Here is a 16,723-nt window from a genome sequence, read left to right as displayed (position 1 = left end):
TTAACTTAATTAAAAAATATATATAACATAAGAATGGAACGTATATGTCTAAAAAAAATAATAAAGAAGCATGTGCTTTATGCGGAAGAGAATTAAAAGAACTTAGCAGATATATAGAAGGAAATGAGGGGTATTTATGCTCTGATTGTTCTGCTATAGCAAATGATTATTTCAATGCTCATAATAGTATAAAACCTAATAATAAAAAATATGATATAAAAATACTTCCTCCAAAAGAGATTAAAGCATTACTTGACCAATATGTGATAGGGCAGGATTATGCTAAAAAGATATTATCAGTTGCTGTGTATAATCATTATAAGAGAATAATGCAAGATAATACTAATAATGATGTTGAAATAGAGAAGTCTAATGTACTTTTAATAGGACCTACAGGAAGCGGAAAAACTTTACTTGCTCGCACTTTAGCTAAGGCTTTGAATGTGCCTTTTGCTATTGCCGATGCTACTACTGTTACAGAGGCTGGGTATGTGGGTGATGATGTTGAGAATATACTTCTTCGCCTTATACAAAATGCTGACGGAGATGTGAAGTTAGCAGAAAAAGGAATAATATATATTGATGAAATAGACAAAATATCACGCAAGAGTGAATCTCGTTCTATTACAAGAGATGTTTCTGGAGAAGGTGTTCAGCAGGCTTTATTAAAGATAATAGAAGGAACAATATCTAGCGTGCCTCCTTATGGTGGAAGAAAGCACCCTCATCAAAATAACATAGATATAAATACTTCTAATATACTTTTTATATGTGGTGGGGCTTTTATAGATATAGAAAAGTCTATTGCGGAGCGTACTTCAAAAAAAGGTCTTGGTTTTGCTGCTGAAGTTAATTCTATGGAAAACTTGGAATATGATGAGATAATGAAGCATATTGCAACTGAAGACTTAGTAAAATTCGGTCTTATACCAGAGCTTATAGGAAGGCTTCCTGTTGTTGCCACTTTACAAGAGCTTAAAGAAGAGGATTTGATTAGAATATTAAAAGAGCCTAAAAACTCACTCATTAAACAATATAAAAAATTATTTGAGTATGATAATGTTGATTTAAGTTTTGATGATGAGGCTTTAAAAGTGATAGTAAAAAAGGCAATGGAAGAGCATACAGGAGCAAGAGGTTTGAGAGCTTTATTTGAAAAGGTAATGCTTGATTCAATGTATGATTTGCCTTCTGATAAAAAGTCTATCAAGATAAAAAAAGAATACGTTGAAGAGAAACTAAATATACACTGAAAATTTTTAAGTTTTGTAATTTTTTATTGTTCTTTTTCCCACGTACGAGCTGTACCACCTTGCCGCACGGTAATGCTATGCTTTAATTATAACTTCTTAGTCGTGCGGGGGAGTGGCTTTTAATGTACAATTAAATTATAAAATTTATAATAAAAATGCAGTTCTTCGCGAAGCGTATCCGTAGGATATAAGGTTCTTTTATACCAATACCGAAAGGTACCTTGCCGCAGGCACGCAGAGCGTCGGTAAAAGAAGTGGGGTGCTACCCTACGGGCACGCTTCGCAGGGGGCAAAGCCATGCAATATTTTAAATTTATAAAATATAATTTTTAACTACAAATAATTAATTTTCTTAATTAAATATCTCATATTCTCTCATCTTCTCAAATATCTTTTGGTCTAATAATATATCTGCTTCAAACTCTTTATTTATTTCTTCTGCTTTACTTTTATTATGCAGCTTTGATAAAAATAAAGAAAGCCTGTCTATTTCATCTGGTGAGAGATTTGTAAAGGCATATCTTAAATTGGGTAGTATACTTAAAAAACTCTCTTCATCTTGCTTTTCTACAATAGTGTCTATTTTCTTTATTATATCATCATTAATAAATAAAATATCTCTTGATATAATAAATATTCCAGACAAAAAATAACTTATAGTATTAGCATCAGATGATTCTAAAAAATTGCATATAATGTTAGAAAACTCTTCTGTTGTCATTCCTTTTAATTTATATTTTATTGCCAAACAAACTGCATATATATGTGAGCTTCCAAATGTGTTTGACAATATAGAGTTTATTTTTATAGTGAAAGCTTCTATTAAATCAGCATCATTTAATATGTTAGTGTAAATGTTTTTTATATGCTTTGAATATTTAATAGCTTCCTCTTCTTCTAAATCTTTTACATAATCCATATTGTTTATGGCACAAATAAATGTTGTGTTTAAAAGTTTTTTTATTAAGTCATTAGCAAAAGATTCTTTTTTTATCATGGTGTTATATTCAACTATATTTAATAAATAATATAAATTATATAAACATTCGCATAAACTTATAAAATTACTGTCTTTTAAAATAACATCTTCTATTTTTGAATAGTTGTTTACTAAAAAACCTTCTATTCCCATCATATTAGTTTCTATTATTAATTTTGAAATCTCGCTTGAGTTTATATTACTATCTAATTTTTCTTTTATTATATTAATACAAACTTCATCTATAGTTACTCCATAAACTGATTTATCTATTAACAAAGATTCTGAATTTGTTTTATATTTATATTTCCAAATCTCTCTTGCTAAGTTTTTATTAATCCTATTAATATAATCCGGACCTTTTATTAGCTTACAAAAATCAATATCTAAAAATCTTATTTTATGAAAGAATCTGCTCTTTTGAAAATGTGTGTCATCTTTAACAATATCAAGTATAGTTTCTACTTCGCTGCTGTTGTCTAATTTAATTTTGAACTTTTTACATAAATTTCTAAAGTCAATTATTACAGGAGGCACTGAACTTTTTGATGATACTTTTCCATTTTTTATACCAGATAATAATTTAATAATAAAATCTATATTTGATTTATTTTCTAAATTAATATCTCCTTTTATAAATGAAGTTTTTAATGAATCTATAAGCTCATAAACTCCTGCTGTGCTTTTGCCTCTTAGTTTTGAAAGATTAACTGCCATGTAGTAGGCGTTTATACAATCTGATATGCTTGAATTATTGTTATTAAAATCCACATTTGAAGCTTTTATTATAAAATACATAATAGTGTCTAAATAACTATTTAAATTATTTTCTTCTAATTTATTATAAACAAAATTATAGAATGCAGGAAACTCTATACCAGACTGATAGCCGTTTCTTCTGTCTGCATCTTCAAATGAATACGGTATTAAATAGCTGTTTGCATTTTTTTTATTGTATTTTTTTAGCTTTTCTTCTATATTAATATTTTCTTTTAATTTAGCTATTATGCCTTCCATATGAAAGCTTCCTATAATAACTAAAATTCTATCATATTTTTTTATGGCTTTTTTTATATTACTAGCCATAAAATATTCTCTGTTTCTTGTTTCTGTATCTTCTTGTTCTATTAAACGCATATAATAGCCTAATGTATATACGCTTTTAAAAAAATCTTCTGGGGTTTTTACTATACCGTTTATTTCGAACTCTCTTTCCCAAAGCTCTTGAAATGTTCTTAATCCTGATTTTTGTGTAAGTTTTTTGTGTAATCATTTATATCAAATTTTAAATCATCTTTATCGTATACGGAACTTATTTTTTGATATTCATCATCTGTATTTTCTATCATAGAAGCAAAAGGCATATCTATAAACTCGCAGTTGATATTTCTTTTTGATGCTTCTTTTATTGCTACAAACTCTGGAGAATAATCTAAAAATGGATAGTAGCTTCTATATTTAATATCACTATCATAGCTGGAATATATACAAAATGGTGCTTTGGTTTCTTCGTCTGTCATAAACTCCATTAAGTTGTTAGAGTCTATTGGTCCTTCTATTAATATACAATCTGGGTTAAAACTATTTATTACTTTTTTTAAATGATATGAGCAAGCTGGAGAATGATGCCTTATAGGTAATAGTAGTTGTTGTTTTTCTAAGTTATTTTTTTTGACATTATTATAATACAATATTTTTTTATGATGATACAATATATATTAAACATTGCAAGCACAAAATTGATTATTGCAGTATATAGTTCTTAAGTTTATTATTTTATTCAATTTTTCCCGCAGCAAAAAGTACAAGTATAAAAATTAATATAAAATTAATTGTTGACTTATATGCTTTTTTATTTAAACTTAAAACAAAAAAAATATTTTAGAGATATTTATGAAAATAGAAAAGAAATCATTATTAAATGTTGCTTTATTATCATTAATTACATGCAGGGTATATGTGATTTATTGGATTACTGTTACAACAAAAGATATTAATAGCTATATGGAAAATGAATACATCTCTCCAACATTAGCTTGCATATTATCAATAATAACTTGCGGATTATTTGACATATATTGGTTTTATAAATATGGAAATATTGTTTTTAATGATATGTATAAAAAAGCTGATATTGATAGTTATGGAGAGAATGCTTTTGTTTTGGTATTGTTTTTTTTCATTCCTTTTGGATATATATATTCTGTTGTTACATTGCAGTCTAAGCTTAATATTATTTATGATAAAATTAATTCTTAATTAAAGCTTGGGCGGGAGCTATAATTTTTAATTAAATAGAAAGTTTAAATAAAATGTAAATTACAAGATAAATTATAAAAAATAAAGGGCGGGGTATGTAAAAAAGATTTTAAATTACATCTGCCCACCCTCTAGTTTTTTTGCTTTTATAAGTTGTTTTTATATTATTTTTCTTACTAATTTTATACTGTTATTTTAATACCCACCCTAAATTTATTTAAATTTAAAAATATATTCATCGCACGGATAGTTGAATTATGAATATTTGTTTATTTATAAATTATAACTTCAATTATGTGTAAGTGTCTACACACCGTGCGTAAAAGTAATATAAAGCTAATTACATAGATATTATTATTTTTCCATCTGTATGTTTTTGTAAAACACATTTCAAAGCATCTGATGCATTATCCATATTGAATATAGTAGAAAATATTTTAGGCTTTATATTTTTATCTTCTACAATTTTTGTAATTTTACGAAGCTGTTCTCCGTCAGCACGTACAAACATAAAACGATATTCTTTTTCATCTTTCATTGCTTTTTTATCATATTTAGAACCAGCAAGAGAAAATAATAATTTTTTGATAAAAGGAAAATTATTGTCTTCAGCAAACTTTTTATTTGGGCTAGTTCTCAAACTTAAAAGTCGTCCGCCTTTTTTTAATACAGATAATTCTTTGTCAAATTCATTTGCTCCAAGCGTATCTATTACATAATCAACATTTGAAACTAATTCAGAGTAATTTTCTTTATTATAACTAATATATTTATCTGTTCCTAAATCAATAAAATGTTCTTTTAATCTTTCATTACCAGAAACTATAACATTTAACCCCAAATATTTTGCAATTGGAACAGCAAGTTCTCCAAAACTTCCAGAGCCTCCTGTTATTAAAACAGTTTCTCCTTGTTTAGCTTCCAATTCTTCAGTAAATGCTTGATAGGCTGTGAGAGCTGTAAGGGGTATTGCTGCTGATGTAATAAAATCATAATCTTTAGGCATAACTGATACGAATTTACTATCTACTGCAACATACTCAGCAAAAGCTCCTATTTTGGATATAGGAAGACGAGTGTAAACTTTATCTCTAATTTTGAAATCGGTTACATTCTTGCCTATATTTTCAACTGTTCCAGAACATTCATTGCCTAATGTTAATGGCATTTTATAATCATGTATAAGTCTTACAGAACCTGTTAATGTTAATATTTCAAGAGGATTTACTGCAGCAGCTTTTACTTTAATTAATATTTCATTATCAGAAATATTAGGAATTGGAATATTTGAAACTTCTATATTTATATCTTTTGAATATTTTTTAATTTGAATAGCTTTCATATAATATCTCCTTTTTTGTTTTTTATAAAAATAAATTTATATGCTATATAAATCAATATAAAATTTAAAGAATTTATTGTTACTAATGTGGTAACAATAATATTTGTGTGTATAATAATACATATAAAACATATATTGTAGTTCACAAAATAAATATATTTTAGAGTTTTTTAAAGTACTACATGATTTTTTTATCAAAATTTATACTGGCGCACGTTAAACTAAATTATAAAAAAGAACTAATTATAAATATTATTTTGATTATATATATAGAGTCATTCACCGTGCGTTAAGAATTCTATAAACATATATTTACATTGACAAAAAGTGCCTATATATTAGAATTGAAAACTATATATGATAAAATAATTTTAATTAAAGAGTAGTTAAATGAAAATTAAAAAGAAAAAAAATGATAGCAAAGACAATATCAATATAATAGGTTTAATAATATATCTCTTCTTATCTTTAATTATACCGTCTACTGCAATATCATTTTTTGCTATGGCTGATAAAAATATAAAAGAAAAAAAAGAAATAATATATAATGATAAAGAAATAATAGATAATAAACAAACTAATGCAGCAAATTTTGACAAAGAAGAAATGCTTCAAAAAATAATAACATTATTATTAAAAGGAAGTTCATCATCTAAATATAGCAGCTCAAAAGTGGATTTTAGAATTCTTGGTATAAGAGTATTAATTGTATATGGACTGACTTATATATTATCGCTTGCAATTACCGCAATTATAGCCCAAAAATATTATCATGAAGAGATAAAAATAGAAGAAGATATTAGAGAGACTATAGGAATAATATTAGTAGAGTTGATTACTCTGGCATTAATTGCATTCATTTTAATAGTAGCAGTAATATATATGAAAAGTAATAGAGAATATTTAGCTTTCAGCGGAGTGATTTTTGGTTTTATAGCCTGTATTATCATTAGGAAAATAACATAAATTTATTAGTATTCTAAAAATATATACTTAATTTTTTAAGTTTATCAATTTTTGGTTTAATAGTTTTATTTTACGCTTACAATAAACTAAATCAATTTATAATTCAATAAACATCTATACTGTATTTACAAAAAAACTATATACATTAAAATTGAAAAACTATATATGCTAAAAAATAATTTTAATTAAAGAGTAGTTAAATGAAAATTAAAAATAAAAAAAATGACAGCAAAGTTAATGTAATAGCTTTAATAATATATATCTTCTTATCTTGTACTATACCTCCTACTGCAATATCATTTTTTGCTAAGGCTGATAAAAATATAAAAGAAAAAAAAGAAATAATATATAATGATAAAGAAATAATAGATAATAAACAAACTAATGCATCAAATTTTGAAAAAGAAGAAGTACTTCAAGAAATAATAACAATATTATTAAAAGGAACTTTATCATCTAAATATAGCAGCTCAAAAGTGGATTTGAATATTGTTGGTGTGAGAGTATTAATTGTATATATACTGACTTATGTATTATCGCTTGCAGCTACCGCAATTATAGCCCAAAAATATTATCATGAAGAGATAAAACTAAAAGAAGATATTAGAGAGACTATAACAACAATATTAGTAGTGTTTATTACTCTGGTATTAATAGCATTCGTTTTAATAGCAATAGTAATATATATGGAAAGTAATAGAGAATATTTAGCTTTCAGCGGAGTGATTTTCGGTTTTATAGCCTGTATTATCATTAGGAAAATATCATAAATTTATTAGTATTCTAAAAAATTTTAATTTCATCTATTTTTTATCAACTTTTTCCCGCCGCAAAAAGTTGCAAAAAGTGCAAGATATAAAATTAGTACTAAATCATACTAAAATTGTTTTGCATGTAATATAAACTATTAATTTAAGCTAAAATATAGCCCTTTTGCTTCTTTGGGGCACCAAAAGAAGTGGGGTGCGGGGCAAAGCCCTGCAGATAGTTAAAATTTAAAAAAATTATTTTTGACAAAATATAGTTGTTTAGGTATATACTTAATTTTTTTTATTTTAATAATTATATATATCAAATTATTATATTGCATTTTTATATTTACTTCAATTTTTGGTTTAATAGTTTTATTTTAGGCTTACAATAAACTAAGTCAAATTTATACAATATATCTAATTCAATAAACATATATACCGTATTGACAAAAAAGGTATATATAATAATATAATGACGAGGATTATGGAAAAGTAAAATTATACTAATATAAATATTTATATATTCATAAATAAAAAAGTATTGTCTTTATATTTTCTAATCATAATATCTATAAAGGCTTAAAAATGAGTAAAAAAGAATCTGCAAAATCTATAATAATTTTTGCAATATTTTTGTTTTCACCTATTATAATACCTCCTGCTCTTATAATATTATTTTCTTACAGAGATACAAATATAGGATTTGCAAAAGAAGTAGAAATAAATATAAAAAATGATTTAGAAAGAACTTATTTAAAAAATATATCAAAAGAAAAAAAGAAAGTGAACTTTACAACATATATAAAAAATAGTTTCTTTATAAGATATTATACGGCAAAAGCTTTTTTTAATACTATATTTATGAGAGTTTCTTTGCTATATGCTATATTGGCTATATTTACAGGTATTATACCAAATACAAAGAATGAAATTAAGAAATTCTACAGAACAATGAAAGAGGATAAAAAAGGTTTTCTATTCATACTTTTTTTATTTGCAAATGTTATTACTATAACAGTTTTATGTGTTATTAATGCTAAAAGTAAAATAGAATATTTAGCATTTAGTGCAATAATTTTTAGAAAAATACTAGATACTTTCTTAGAAAAATATTCATAAATATATATAGAGTAAAAAAGGATAAAATAGCTATGAGAAAAAGAAAAAAAGATAAAGAAGAAAAAATTGATGTAAGAGGTATTATTGCTATTTTATTTGTTATTGTATTAACTATGGGAATGATATTGTTTATTATGAATGTTCCTGATATATTAAATAAGTATGATGTAGTAAATAATAAATCAGAAACAATGTATAAATATTCTAAAAAACATGATTTACTTAATTTAATAAGAGATTTTATAACTTATCGCCGTCGTTACATAAGATTTGCATGGATAGACGTATAAAATTATTATGGAGATATATAAATATTTATGAAAGATATTATTTTTAATTTAATATATAAAATCAATATACCAGAAAATGATTTATTTAGAATGGCAGCATTATTTTTATGCTCTTTTATAATAGTATTTTTAATATTGCTTTTAATTAAAGGAATTGGTGAAACAGTAGTAGATGGTGATAGTGTAATAGGTTTGGCAATAGCTATAATATTAATAATAGTCTTTTTTGGAGTATCAGGATTTTTTATAATAAAAAATATTGAAAATACTTATGAATATATATTTATAGCCATTGGTATTATAACGGCATTATTTAATTTAAATGAAGATAACATAAAAAAGACATTGCTTGTTGCTTTTGTATTTTTTCTTATGCTTTTATATGCAGCGTTTTTTAATGCTCCGCCAATCATAAATGATGCCTTTATAAGTAATAAAACAAATAATTATACTAATAATTTGAAATCAACTTTATCAATTCAAAAAGATATTATTGAAACTATTTTAGGACCTTCAAATATTTTTACTATGGTTTTATTTGGAGATATTACATTAAAAGATGCTTTAATTATAGGATTAATTTTAATTTTATTAATAATTATAGCTGGTTATGTTTTTAAAAAAATTAGAAAATGAATATAAGAAAAACAAATATTATTATACATTAGTTGTACAAGAATTAAATTTTTATAATTATTCATTATTTTTTTTATTATCTTTATCCCTAAGGTGTTTACTAATAAGCAATACTATAAAAGATATTACACCGCCGAAAAAGAATGCTAATAATTCTAGTATGCTATCTATACTTCCGGCAATATTAAAAATAGCCAAGTTTTTATGTATTTTATAAATAATAACCGAGCTTATTACAAGAATTATTGCAAGTACAATAATATAGTATTTATAAGAGTCTTTTTTAAAAAATAATATCTCTATCAAAACACCTAGTATGGCAGCCCCTATCATAAATATTATTATTAATCTCACATATAAATCTTTTGAATCCTCTTCAAAATCTACGTTAGGATGCTCTCTATCTCTCCATCTAAGGTAGTTGCGGCGAATTTCTTTAATTTCTATACTACTATTAAAATCATAAGTATTTTCTAAAATAATATCATTATCAGTTACTATATAGTTTGCGTTGTAAATATTGTTAATTGTATTATTATTATTATTATTATTATTATCTATAAAGTCATTATAAAATATGTAAGAAATTATAATAAATATTAATATAATAGTTAATCTATTTGTTTTTAAGAAGTTCATTTTATTTCCTGAATATAACTGCTAAATATCATTTTACTATAATTTAAAAGATGTTTTATTTCAATATAAAATAAGTTTTACATTATTGAATAATAAGCGATTTTATTATATAATAACTGATTATAGTTGTAATATTTGAGTATTTAAAATTTAACAACTATTTGCACTTTTTGGTACTTTTTGCGGCTGGAAAAAGTACAAAAAAAATTTATTGCCGCATATAATCCAAAATAAAATATATCTGAAACTATTTAAAATTAGATAAGAGGAAATAATTCAATGGCTAAACTTTCGCATCTTGAAAAAGAGTATATTAAAGCTAATTACAAAAATAAAAGCATTGATGAGCTTACAAAAAAACTAGAAAAAGACAGAGAGTTAATAGAAGAATATATTAATAATCTGCAAAATGCTCAAAAAAATAATGCAAAGAATAATAAGAAAGAAAAAGCTAATAAAGAAAAAAGCGAAAACATACTTTCTAAATTATTCTCAAAGTCTTCTAACAGCGAACCAATATTTAAAAAGTACGAAATAAAACCCTATCACCTTTCAAAGATAGATATAATATTTTCTAGTGTAGCATTTTTGTTTACATTTTTGCTTTATTTGTTTACATTAACTCCTTCACTTTCTGCAGGAGATAATGGAGAGCTTACAACAGCAGCTTACTTCTTAGGGGTAGGGCATGCTCCGGGATATCCTTTTTATACTTTAATGTCTAAACTATTTACTTATATACCATTTGGAAACATCGCTTGGAGAACAAACCTATTTTCCGGCACATGCGGTGCTATTGCTATGATTTTCTTCTATCTTATCATGGTTAAAGTATTAGGACAAAACAGAATTGAGAGAGGTTTTTCTCCTGTAGTACATATACCAGCATTACTTGCAAGTGTTGCTTTTGCTATATCTGACAATATGTGGGCACAAGCTACTATGGCTGAAGTTTACAGCTTAAACATTCTTCAAATAGCTTCTATGCTTTTAATACTTGTTTATTGGTTTGAAGCAGTTTGGCAGCATGCTGATGATGATGTTCCTTACTATGGAAATAAATATTTAATGGCTTTCGGTTTTCTTTATGGGGTAGCACTTGCTAATCACCACGTTACTTTGCCTTTTGCTTTTGCTCCTCTTTTGTTTATAGCTATTGTATTATTCTTGGTTCATAAAGACAGATATATAGAAAACATTGAAACTCCTTTTATATCTATATTTGTATTTTTAGTGTTGCTCTTTATAGGTGGATTTGGATACTATAGATTTATTATGAATTATGAGGCTTATTTATATTTCCCTCCTGGTGTAGCTTCCAATGATTCTATATTCTCTATACTCTTTAAGCCTTTCACAGATATGAACATTTTAAGCGACATATTTACAGCACTTGCTAATGGTTCTTATTTAAGACCAGATATGATACAAAACTTAAAAGCTCCTTTCTACCCAACTCTTTATAAAGGAATGTTCTTAGTATTTTGGCCTTTATTTTTAGTTGTAGTTTGGGTGTTGGTTTATAGATATTTCTTGTGTAAGATAGATAAGTTTAATAATGATAATGATTTTATCACTGGAATATCATTTTCTTATTATAAAATGCTTTTAATGCTTGCTGTTGGCGTTATGATATATGCCTACATGCCTATAAGAGCAAGGGCTTTACCTCCTCTAAACTGGGGACAGCTAAATGAGCCATCTGGTTGGGAGAATTTAAGCTATTTATTTAGTATGATACACAGAAAACAATATGGTGCTTCTGGTAACGATATTGCAGCAGCTTTCATACTTCACCCAGAACAAGTATCTGCTTTAATTAATATATTTAAAACTCAATTAACTGTTTTAGGATTATTATTCTTAATACCTGGATTATTTCAGATATTTAAGAAAAATAAGTTTATAGGAATATTTTCAGTATTTGGACTATTAAGTTTTGGTGTATCTTTAATGGCATATACTAATCCTCCTCCAAGTGTAAGAACTTTATCATTTGTTGAAGTATTCTTCTTGCCTGCTACTTTATATATGATTGTAATAGTTGGATTTGGTATACAATGGTATATGGAATATTTTAATACTAATATAAAAAATGTATTAAAAAAACCTTCTGAAGAGACTACAGATACAAAATTAAAGCCTTATCATGCAATATCACTTATAGCAATATTTGCAATAATGGTTCCTATATTTGTAATGAACTTTAGCCGTAACAATAACTCTAAAGATTTTAGTAACCACGACTATTCATATAATATGATGAACTCTCTTCCAGACAATGCAATATTTGCAACAGAGGGAGGAGATAACCAAGTATTCGGTCTTGTTTACTATACTATGGTTGAAAGAAGAAGACCGGATTTAAAAATATATGACCAGAAGGGTAATGTATTTGAGAGAATATATGGTAACCTTATGAAAACAGACGGCAGATGGCTTGGAAGCATAAGCGATGCTGTGGACAAAGATTTTATAGACAGCGGCAGACCTTATTATATGGCTTGGAGAAGAGATGGTCTTGAAAGGCTTGGAGATTATTACTTTAAAGCTTACGGACTTGTATTTAAAGTTCAGCCTATAAAATATGCTTTAGTTGATGAGTTAGAGTTCTTCAAGGTGCTTACTGTTAATGATTATAAAGCAATAGCAAGAGAGCATTTGAAAAGAAATTATGAGAATGAAAAAGTTGCTTCAGATTTGAATGCTTTGCTTGATGAAGGTTTAATATCGGTAGAGAGAAAAAATAACTATAATGGCAATGAAGAGATAACTTTCGTAAAAATGTATGAACTTCCTTTCCCAGAGTTAAAAACAGAAGAAGATTATTGGAATAGCTACACTATGAAAGGAACTGCTGAAGAGATTTCTCATTATGACTTTTTAACTAGAGAGATTTTTGTAAGTTCTTATTCACTTGCTAAAATAGATATGTATAACAGAAGAATAAAAACATATCAAAAATTGCTTGGTTTTATGGGTAATGGAGACATTGCTAAAAACGGCATTACAAGAGAAGAGGCTAATGCAAAAATAGAAGAGTATAAAAAGCTTAAAAGAGAAGAAGAAGAAAGAATGCTTACTATAGGCTTTGATATGTCTAATGTTTACTTTGCTATAGGTAATCAGGCTATATTAGATGAGGATTATGAGAGAGCTACAGTGATGTATGAAGAGCTTATAAAACTTGAAAAGCTTATTTATCCTGCTTATTTCAATTTGGCTGCTTCTTATGAATATTTAGCTCGTTCTAAAAATACTCCTTATGAGAAAGAGGCTGAATATTTAAATAAAGCTAAAGATGTAATGGCAAGAGCAGAGAAAACTTTCCATAGAGGTAAAGATATGGGAGATGCTGCAAGGGCACAAAACACTACTTATCAGCAGATAATGCAGTTTAATAATAGATTAGATTTACAGCTTAGAACTACAAGACAGCAGGCAGATGCTCTAAAACAGCAGGCTATAGCTGAAAACACTTTTGATAGTTATACTGCTTATGCTAATTATATTTATCAAAACAGACAGGATTTAGATGAAACTATTTGGGCTAAAACTGAAGCTAAAAAGAGAGCTGTTAATAATACTCAATTGATAAATGTTAATAAAGAGCTTGCTATACTTTATGCTAATATTGGTGATGTTAATACTGGTATTAATATATTAAATGATACTTTGAATCTTCCTAATATTACTAGAGATGATAGAAGGGGTGTAGATTTTGATTTGGCTAGCATTTATCTTAATCAAAAGAGATATAATGAGGCTATAAATATATACTCAAAATATACAAATGATTTAACTCAAGACGGTGCTTTTGCTTTGTATGCTATAGGTCATATATATATAGAGCAGAATATGATTGTTGAGGCACTTAATGTTTATAATGATTTTAAGGTGAGAATGTCTCCTCTTGCTAAGGATAATCAGGTGATAGCTAATTTGGATAAAGATGTTGAAAGCAGAAGGGTACAGATAATGCAGTATTTAGGTACTGTTGGGGCTCCTAATCAATAATAAAAAAGTATAATAATTATTAAGGCTTGCTATTATTATAATAGTGAGCCTTTTTTTATTACTATAATAAGTATTGTAAAATTTCTTTTCATATTGATTTTTTAAATAAAATTAATATATTCTATAAAGAATAATGTATTTAATAATATATTTTATTAAACAGGAGATTAAAAATGAAAAAAATTATAGTTTTAGGATTAATGCTTATTTCATCGTCATTAGTCTACTCGCATTCATTGGGGATAGGTATGTATATACCGCTTGGAGGAAGTCTTCCTAGTTTTTATTCAGATAATGCAGAAGCTACTTCCTTTTTTAGTCCAAAATCTGCTTTTGAAGTTGGAGTAATATTCAACCCTAGAGTTAATTTTAATATAGGAGATGGAACTCATACTGTATCATTAGGTGTAGATGTTGGTTGGTATAGAGATACTTTTAAGTTTGCAAGTTCTACTGATGTTACTCATGAATTTGATACTGTTATGACAGGGCTTAATTTAGAGTGGAGACCTTTATTATTTCAATTAGGCGTTGGCGGAGGAGTAAAATTTCCATTTTTAGGAAAATATATAGAAGGAAATAATAAAATGGCATTAAGCGGCGGAGCTTTTGCAAGCAGATATAATAATGTTTTTATACCTTATATAAGATTGTATACAGGTATTAATATAATATTTATTAGCTTATCATTATATGTTAATTTTGATATACCTTATTTACAAATGAAAGATGGTCTACAAGGTTTGGGTGTTGGTTATAAATATCCTGGTAAATTAGGCTCTGTTGATGTTGGAGTTCAATTTGGAATACATTTAGATATATTTAATTTTGGCGGAACAAAGAAAAGAGAAGTAATAGAGTATAATATATAAAACTATTGTTAATTTTTATAAATGGGGGTATATTTTTATACTCCCGTTTTTTTAATATTGAATTTTTTATAAAAAAAGTAACATTTTTATTAATAGTATTTTAATAAATGTATTGATATTTTTATGAATAATATTATACTATTATGAATAGTAATACTATAAATATTTTTATTATAAAGTTTTATTATATGGAATACATAATATCTACAACAATTTATTTATTGAAAGGCACATATGTTACAATAAGCCTTTATTTAGTTACGGCAATATTTTCTATGCCATTATCTATCATTTTTGCAGCATTACAATTCAGTGCTCCAAAATTTGTTAGATATATTTTTGACATTTACGCTTGGCTTTTTAGAGGTACTCCTTTAATACTTCAATTAATATTTTTCTATTATGGTATTCCTCTTATTACCAATAATAAAATAGCTTTCCCGGCATTTACTTCTGCAGCTATTACTTTTGTTCTTAATTATGCAGCTTATCTTATGGAGATATTTAGAGCAGGTATAGAGAGTATAGATAAAGGTCAGTATGAGGCAGCTTATGTACTTAATTTGAATTACAGACAAATAATGACTAGAATAATACTTCCGCAGGCTATAAGAAAAGTATTGCCTCCTCTTTCAAATGAAGCTATTAACTTAATAAAAGACACATCATTAGTAATAGTTCTTGGAATAGGCGATTTAATGCTTTATGCAAGACAGGTTTTAACTAGAGATTTTAAGCTTATACCTTTCGTAATAGCAGGAATAATATATTTATTATTTACATTTGTTATAGTTGTTCTTTTTAGAAATTTGGAGAAGAAGTATGTCATTAGAAGCTAATTTAAAAGTTGTTGATTTAAAAAAGAAATATAAAGACTCTGCTGCAGTTAATGGTGTAAGTTTTACAGTACATAAAGGAGATATAGTTTCTATTATAGGACCATCTGGTGCAGGCAAGAGTTCGCTTCTTAGAAATATTATACAAATAGACAAGCCTGATTCTGGAGAGGTTTATATAGACAATGAACCTTTATTTTCAAATAATCTTGCTATATCTAAAGAAGATTTTGTAAAGAGAAAAGAAAAGATAGGAATGATATTTCAGCACTTTAATTTATTTCACCACAAAACAGCTTTAGAAAATATCATAGAAGCACCAATTATTGTAAAGAAGCAAAACAAAGATGAAGCAATAGAAGAGGGATTAAAATTACTCGATATGGTTGGTCTTAAAGATAAAAGAGACAGCTACCCTAGTGAACTTTCAGGCGGACAAAAACAGCGTGTTGCCATAGCTAGAGCTTTAGCAATGAAGCCTGAGGTTTTATTATGCGATGAGCCTACTTCTGCTTTGGACCCTGAACTTATAGGTGAGGTTCTTACTGTACTTAAAGGGCTTGCCGAAGAAAAGATGACTATGATTATAGTAAGCCACGAGATTAGCTTTGTAAGAGAGCTTTCTACAAATATAGCGTTTATGGACAAAGGCAAAATCATTGCTATGGATAATTCTGAAAACTTCTTTAATAATCAAAATAATGAAAGAATTAAAGAGTTTTTAAGCAAAATATTTCATAATTGATTTATACGTATTGAATAA

Annotated in this window: 15 protein-coding genes; 11 read left to right on the top strand and 4 right to left on the bottom strand. The window is 26.5% G+C overall.

The features are described 5' to 3' along the window. Positions 1-44 precede the first annotated feature (44 nt). Positions 45-1,253 (top strand): ATP-dependent Clp protease ATP-binding subunit ClpX, encoded by a 1,209-nt coding sequence (gene clpX / locus BPP43_RS07245; RefSeq protein ID WP_013244441.1) that lies wholly within the window; start codon positions 45-47, stop codon positions 1,251-1,253. A gap of 352 nt (positions 1,254-1,605) precedes the next feature. Here clpX and BPP43_RS07240 read toward each other — a convergent pair whose 3' ends face one another. Both BPP43_RS07240 and BPP43_RS12675 read right to left on the bottom strand, forming a co-directional pair. Beyond that, on the bottom strand, positions 1,606-3,432 hold the full coding sequence (locus BPP43_RS07240; protein WP_353933487.1) for a DUF5682 family protein: 1,827 nt from the start codon (positions 3,430-3,432) through the stop codon (positions 1,606-1,608). Positions 3,433-3,467: 35 nt separating this feature from the next. Further along, positions 3,468-3,944, bottom strand: a complete 477-nt coding sequence (locus tag BPP43_RS12675; protein WP_353933482.1) for a DUF5682 family protein — start codon at positions 3,942-3,944, stop codon at positions 3,468-3,470. A gap of 181 nt (positions 3,945-4,125) precedes the next feature. Here BPP43_RS12675 and BPP43_RS07235 point away from each other — a divergent pair, with 181 nt between their 5' ends. Next, the gene (locus tag BPP43_RS07235; RefSeq protein WP_015274583.1) at positions 4,126-4,491 is read left to right on the top strand and encodes a DUF4234 domain-containing protein; all 366 of its coding nucleotides are present in this window, start codon (positions 4,126-4,128) and stop codon (positions 4,489-4,491) included. Between the two features lie 340 nt (positions 4,492-4,831). Here the strand turns inward: BPP43_RS07235 and BPP43_RS07230 are convergent, their stop codons facing one another. Then, positions 4,832-5,833, bottom strand: coding sequence for an NADP-dependent oxidoreductase (locus tag BPP43_RS07230; protein ID WP_015274582.1), 1,002 nt, complete (start codon positions 5,831-5,833; stop codon positions 4,832-4,834). 390 nt (positions 5,834-6,223) lie between these two features. Here BPP43_RS07230 and BPP43_RS07225 point away from each other — a divergent pair, with 390 nt between their 5' ends. The 5 genes from BPP43_RS07225 to BPP43_RS07205 all read left to right on the top strand — a co-directional run bounded on the left by BPP43_RS07225 (position 6,224) and on the right by BPP43_RS07205 (position 9,596). Next, on the top strand, positions 6,224-6,799 hold the full coding sequence (locus tag BPP43_RS07225) for a hypothetical protein (RefSeq protein WP_015274581.1): 576 nt from the start codon (positions 6,224-6,226) through the stop codon (positions 6,797-6,799). A 200-nt stretch (positions 6,800-6,999) separates the two neighbouring features. Beyond that, complete coding sequence (locus BPP43_RS07220) at positions 7,000-7,569, top strand: hypothetical protein (protein ID WP_015274580.1); 570 nt, start codon at positions 7,000-7,002, stop codon at positions 7,567-7,569. A gap of 567 nt (positions 7,570-8,136) precedes the next feature. Then, on the top strand, positions 8,137-8,670 hold the full coding sequence (locus tag BPP43_RS07215; RefSeq protein WP_015274579.1) for a hypothetical protein: 534 nt from the start codon (positions 8,137-8,139) through the stop codon (positions 8,668-8,670). A gap of 32 nt (positions 8,671-8,702) precedes the next feature. Beyond that, positions 8,703-8,960, top strand: a complete 258-nt coding sequence (locus BPP43_RS07210; protein ID WP_015274578.1) for a hypothetical protein — start codon at positions 8,703-8,705, stop codon at positions 8,958-8,960. A gap of 27 nt (positions 8,961-8,987) precedes the next feature. Beyond that, positions 8,988-9,596, top strand: a complete 609-nt coding sequence (locus BPP43_RS07205) for a hypothetical protein (RefSeq protein ID WP_015274577.1) — start codon at positions 8,988-8,990, stop codon at positions 9,594-9,596. Positions 9,597-9,653: 57 nt separating this feature from the next. Here BPP43_RS07205 and BPP43_RS07200 read toward each other — a convergent pair whose 3' ends face one another. Further along, a complete protein-coding gene (locus tag BPP43_RS07200) occupies positions 9,654-10,235 on the bottom strand; it encodes a hypothetical protein (protein ID WP_015274576.1) in 582 nt (193 codons plus the stop codon). A gap of 279 nt (positions 10,236-10,514) precedes the next feature. Between BPP43_RS07200 and BPP43_RS07195 the strand changes: the two genes are divergently transcribed. From BPP43_RS07195 to BPP43_RS07180, 4 genes are all read left to right on the top strand, one after another. Next, positions 10,515-14,252: a glycosyltransferase family 117 protein gene (locus tag BPP43_RS07195; RefSeq protein WP_015274575.1), complete on the top strand. Its 3,738-nt coding sequence runs from the start codon at positions 10,515-10,517 to the stop codon at positions 14,250-14,252. 173 nt (positions 14,253-14,425) lie between these two features. Continuing rightward, complete coding sequence (locus tag BPP43_RS07190; protein ID WP_181893520.1) at positions 14,426-15,124, top strand: hypothetical protein; 699 nt, start codon at positions 14,426-14,428, stop codon at positions 15,122-15,124. A gap of 188 nt (positions 15,125-15,312) precedes the next feature. Next, positions 15,313-15,963 (top strand): amino acid ABC transporter permease, encoded by a 651-nt coding sequence (locus tag BPP43_RS07185; RefSeq protein WP_041747773.1) that lies wholly within the window; start codon positions 15,313-15,315, stop codon positions 15,961-15,963. Next, entirely contained in the window at positions 15,947-16,705 is a 759-nt protein-coding gene (locus BPP43_RS07180; protein ID WP_013244453.1) for an amino acid ABC transporter ATP-binding protein, read from the top strand. Before BPP43_RS07185 ends, BPP43_RS07180 begins: the two co-directional genes overlap by 17 nt. The last annotated feature ends 18 nt before the right edge of the window (positions 16,706-16,723 follow it).

It is taken from the genome of Brachyspira pilosicoli P43/6/78 (assembly GCF_000325665.1).
Lineage (GTDB): Bacteria > Spirochaetota > Brachyspiria > Brachyspirales > Brachyspiraceae > Brachyspira > Brachyspira pilosicoli.
The sequence above is the reverse complement of the archived record's forward strand: the minus strand, read 5'-3'. Positions and strand labels throughout refer to the sequence as shown.

Coding starts and splice junctions, on each gene's coding strand:
- BPP43_RS07185 (WP_041747773.1), top strand. CDS start 15,313: ATGGAATACATAATATCTACAACAATTTATTTATTGAAAGGCACATAT.
- BPP43_RS07180 (WP_013244453.1), top strand. CDS start 15,947: ATGTCATTAGAAGCTAATTTAAAAGTTGTTGATTTAAAAAAGAAATAT.
- BPP43_RS07205 (WP_015274577.1), top strand. CDS start 8,988: ATGAAAGATATTATTTTTAATTTAATATATAAAATCAATATACCAGAA.
- BPP43_RS07220 (WP_015274580.1), top strand. CDS start 7,000: ATGAAAATTAAAAATAAAAAAAATGACAGCAAAGTTAATGTAATAGCT.
- BPP43_RS07210 (WP_015274578.1), top strand. CDS start 8,703: ATGAGAAAAAGAAAAAAAGATAAAGAAGAAAAAATTGATGTAAGAGGT.
- BPP43_RS07215 (WP_015274579.1), top strand. CDS start 8,137: ATGAGTAAAAAAGAATCTGCAAAATCTATAATAATTTTTGCAATATTT.
- BPP43_RS07195 (WP_015274575.1), top strand. CDS start 10,515: ATGGCTAAACTTTCGCATCTTGAAAAAGAGTATATTAAAGCTAATTAC.
- clpX (WP_013244441.1), top strand. CDS start 45: ATGTCTAAAAAAAATAATAAAGAAGCATGTGCTTTATGCGGAAGAGAA.
- BPP43_RS07230 (WP_015274582.1), bottom strand. CDS start 5,833: ATGAAAGCTATTCAAATTAAAAAATATTCAAAAGATATAAATATAGAA.
- BPP43_RS07235 (WP_015274583.1), top strand. CDS start 4,126: ATGAAAATAGAAAAGAAATCATTATTAAATGTTGCTTTATTATCATTA.
- BPP43_RS07200 (WP_015274576.1), bottom strand. CDS start 10,235: ATGAACTTCTTAAAAACAAATAGATTAACTATTATATTAATATTTATT.
- BPP43_RS07225 (WP_015274581.1), top strand. CDS start 6,224: ATGAAAATTAAAAAGAAAAAAAATGATAGCAAAGACAATATCAATATA.
- BPP43_RS07190 (WP_181893520.1), top strand. CDS start 14,426: ATGAAAAAAATTATAGTTTTAGGATTAATGCTTATTTCATCGTCATTA.